Consider the following 3,996-nt stretch of genomic DNA (forward strand, 5'->3'; position numbering starts at 1 on the left):
AGAACGTAAATTGAAAAGTAAAAAAAGTTTTTGGAGGAAATAAAATTGAATTAGGAAATAATTTTGATTATATAAATTTAAATAATAATTAAACATTAATTACATTAAATTTATAAAATATATTGGGTAAAACATGGGTATTTAGTGGGCATTTAGTGGGTCGCTTTTGTGCAAAACGTGGGCATTTGGGAAATTTTTTGGCACCATTGAAATTCTAGGCTTTGCCTAGCCTAGCAACCTGTTTGGGGACATTTTCTCCTTATGCTCTTTTTTATAAAAATTTTTGTGGCTACAAAAATTGTAAAAGATGATGTTATAAGGGTTAGAGTGACATTAGAACAGAAAGATAAATTAAAAAAATTACTAAGTTAAAGAATAAAATTATGAGTAAAATTTTAAGTGTAGCTAAAGAAAATAATGTTTTTATAAATTGCTTTTCCCATTAATTACTTTCTAAAACAAATAAAAAATTAGTCAATGGGCAAGGCTTTGCTAATAAAAAATATGCTGCAGCTAAAGATCCTTTTATGGATTAATAGTAGCAGCATATTTTTTATTATCCTTGACTAATTTTTTATTTGTTTTATTTTTTCGATAAGGAAAAAGCAATTTATGAATAGTGTGAAATATCAAGTATTTAGTATTAAATAATTTAGTATATTTTTTTAATAGCTTGGTAAATTAGTCTTTTCATCCTTTATTTTTAAAAAGGTTATATCATATAAGGTATCTTTTTTAACTTCTTTTAATTAATTTAATTTTACATTTACTTCTTCTCTAAATTCAGCAGTATATTCAAAAATTACATTAACCTTTTTTTCTAATTTTTGAATATCTTTATCTATATTATTAAAATTTTCATCTATTTTTTCATTCATTTTCTTTAAAAATTCTAATACTTCTTTTTCCATAAAAACAACTCCTTTATTTTATATATTAGCATATAGAAATTTACGTATAAATACGAACCTCATAATTGTTCGATTGACATTGAAGAATCTAATATTTAAAAAAAGATAAGGAAGTTATATAAAATATTGATTTTCAGACTGCAAATCGACCACTTACGAGTAGTGCAGGATAAATAGTAGTGTATAACTACTGTTTAACAGTTGAAATAACTAGGTTGTATAAGCGTACAATATAGAAATATAATAGGTTGATTAGCATACAATATGGATGAAATTCAGGAATACTAATAGTTTATATAGTATGAATATAATAAAAATTACCCATATAACCAAATTGGCAGAATGGAATAAAATTTTTTGTTTCAGAGCTAAGGATTAACATGAAATTAAATTATTTTAATCTAAAAATAGCTTTTCATAAAAATACTTATATATACTAAACAAAAAAGGGTGATTTTTAATAGAATCACCTTTTAAAAATGGCTTAAAACCGTTAAATTACAAAACTACGTGAAAATTTTATTTAGCGAAATATAGAATAAATATTTTAATGTTTAAATTTTTTAAAAACCCAAAATATTAAAAGGATTAGAGTAATAAAAAATAATATAGGACCTATTTTAGAAAATAAATTTACAAAATTCAATAAAATCCCTCCACTTATTAATTTACAATATATACAATTTATTCCAATATTAGTATAACATAAGTGTAGAAAAAAATATACATTTAGGAGGGAAATGTAATGAAAAAATTTTTATGTTCCGTTATTATAGGTATGATATCTATGACTATGATAATACCAACAGTAATTGCTGATGCAGAAAGTAAGTATAATATTAATACAATTTCTGAATTACATGAGGTAATAGAAAAAGAAAATAAAGATGGAATTAATGATAGTGAGAGGGAAATAATAATTAAAAAAACATCACCAGAAGTGTTGAATGCTTATTTTGATAATATAGAAAAGGAAGCTAAGCAGAAGATTAATTCTATAGGAGAGCAGAAGATGACTATTGACTTAAATACTAAGGGGGAGGTCATTAAAAATATTGTAAAAATTCCTATTGAAGGTGGAGAAGTAATATTAGAAAATAATATGATACCAATTGAAAAAAATAGTAGAGAGTATTTAAGTTATGGAGATTATAAATTACAATCAAAATATAGAATAAAACATACTTTATATCCAGACACATATTTAGTGTTAAATACTTTTTATAATGTAAAATCAGATGGATTAAGAGCTACTAGCACATCAACTGGTGGTACATCAGCAGTATGGCCCAATAAAGTATCAGGATCATCAAGAGTTACTGATTCTAGAGCAGAAAAGATATCATATGATATAAATGGTCAAGGTGATTATAAATATACTCTTGAAGTACTTGGAAATCAGATAGTTCAAAGAGATAGTACTATTATTAGTTATGTAAAATGGGTTGGAAAATCAGGAAACAAATTAGATGTTTCTTATTGGTCAAATATAAGTTAATAAATAAAAAAGAGCCATAAATCTTTATGGCTCTTTTTTATTTATTAAAAAAATATTTGTAATTTTATAAGTAAAGGATTAAAATTAAGATATTAGTTGTAAAATTGAATAAAAAAAAAGCACATCTAATATGAGTGCTTTTAATTCGACTTCGGTTCAATTAATTGTCGCCAAACGATTAATTGTAACTTATGGTACAGATACTACCAAGAAGCTAAGGACAAGCCCAACCAAAGATTTGATATCAATTGATATACATTAAGTATAGTAAATAGATAAAGAATTTTCAAGAGGTAAATTAAAGAATGTTCAAGCTTAGGTACAAAGTACCTAAGCTTTTTTTATTGTAATATACATAATTTAATTATTGAAAAATCCTAAAATATAAACTAGGTAAGTGGTTAGAAGGAATAACACTATAAAAAACTGCATGGCTCACCACCGTGGACACTCCCTACCTTCGTGAGATATATTTATATCAACAGACGGATAATTGGACAGGGCTTTCTCTTAGACAAGCTATTAATAGTCTTTAGTAGTGGATGTGCCTGTCCTGGTGGAGTTTGCATTAGCTCCTAGGGGTGTGTGTAGAGTTATATGGTAATATGCTTGATAAAACCAGACCTAAGCAAGATTGATACACATAGTGGTTGGAAGCCACGGGATTAAATGCGACACGGATACCTCAATGGCTCCAAGCCATTTAAGTTTATATTGTTGCTAATCTCCTTTGTAATATGTATTTCTATGTATTTATGTATTACAAGGGGGGGAGCAAGCCGTTTCCTAATTCACCAAACCATTATAGGAATCTAAACTTAAAAGTCAATAAAAAAATTAAAAAAAACTTCGCGAAGGGGTAAAATATATATACTATTTTATTGATTTATATGTGTTATTAAAAGGGGAAAGAATAATATAAAAAATAAGATAGTTTTAAGTTGGAGTGAATGTGAAAAATTAGTTTCAGGAGTATCTTTAGTTCAATATAAAGGTTTTAAGGAATTAGAAGAAGCAGAGATTTATTTAGGATTAATAGAAAAAGAGCTTACAGATGATGAAATTATTTTAATGCCTAAATTAACCAATGAGAAAGCTAAAAAGAAAAATCTAAAAATAAGAATATTGAACTTTTAGAAATTGAGATTCCAAAAGATTTATATAATTTGTTTTTAGATAAGTGTAGTAAGTTTGGATATTCAGAAAATGATATTATTAAAGATATGATAAAAGAATGGTTAATATAAAATTATGAAAATAACTGTAGATTTGATGTGGCTACAGAATTATTTCATTATAGAAAGAGAGGTTTTTTTGTGGCTACAAAAGTTGTAAAGAACGATATTATAAGGGTTAGAGTGACATTAGAACAGAAAGATAAATTAAAAAGAATTGCTAAGTTAAAGAATAAAACTATGAGTGAAATTTTGAGTGTAGCTACAGAAAATGAAATAAAAAAGTTTGAAGAACGAGAAAAAAACTACAATAAAATTTGTGATAGAGCTGTAGCTACAGAAGAAAAAATTCAAAGTTTAAAGAAGAATTTAGAAGAACGTAAATTGAAAAGTAAAAAAAGTTTTTGGAGGA

The 3,996-nt window shown here is 25.6% G+C and carries 4 protein-coding genes; 3 read left to right on the forward strand and 1 reads right to left on the reverse strand.

Annotated features, from left to right (window positions below; all coding sequences use genetic code 11):
* Nucleotides 1-749: 749 nt before the first annotated feature.
* On the reverse strand, nt 750-911 hold the full coding sequence (locus Q4E08_RS11675; RefSeq protein ID WP_303131136.1) for a hypothetical protein: 162 nt from the start codon (nt 909-911) through the stop codon (nt 750-752).
* A gap of 745 nt (nt 912-1,656) precedes the next feature.
* Between Q4E08_RS11675 and Q4E08_RS11680 the strand changes: the two genes are divergently transcribed.
* The 3 genes from Q4E08_RS11680 to Q4E08_RS11685 all read left to right on the forward strand — a co-directional run.
* On the forward strand, nt 1,657-2,409 hold the full coding sequence (locus Q4E08_RS11680; protein ID WP_303131137.1) for a hypothetical protein: 753 nt from the start codon (nt 1,657-1,659) through the stop codon (nt 2,407-2,409).
* An 897-nt stretch (nt 2,410-3,306) separates the two neighbouring features.
* Nucleotides 3,307-3,546, forward strand: coding sequence for an RNase H1/viroplasmin domain-containing protein (locus Q4E08_RS12180; RefSeq protein ID WP_368410201.1), 240 nt, complete (start codon nt 3,307-3,309; stop codon nt 3,544-3,546).
* Between the two features lie 179 nt (nt 3,547-3,725).
* On the forward strand, nt 3,726-3,996 hold a 271-nt coding region (locus tag Q4E08_RS11685; protein ID WP_303131139.1), incomplete at its 3' end, for a CopG family transcriptional regulator.

Source organism: Clostridium sp. (assembly GCF_030532265.1).
GTDB lineage: Bacteria > Bacillota > Clostridia > Clostridiales > Clostridiaceae > Clostridium.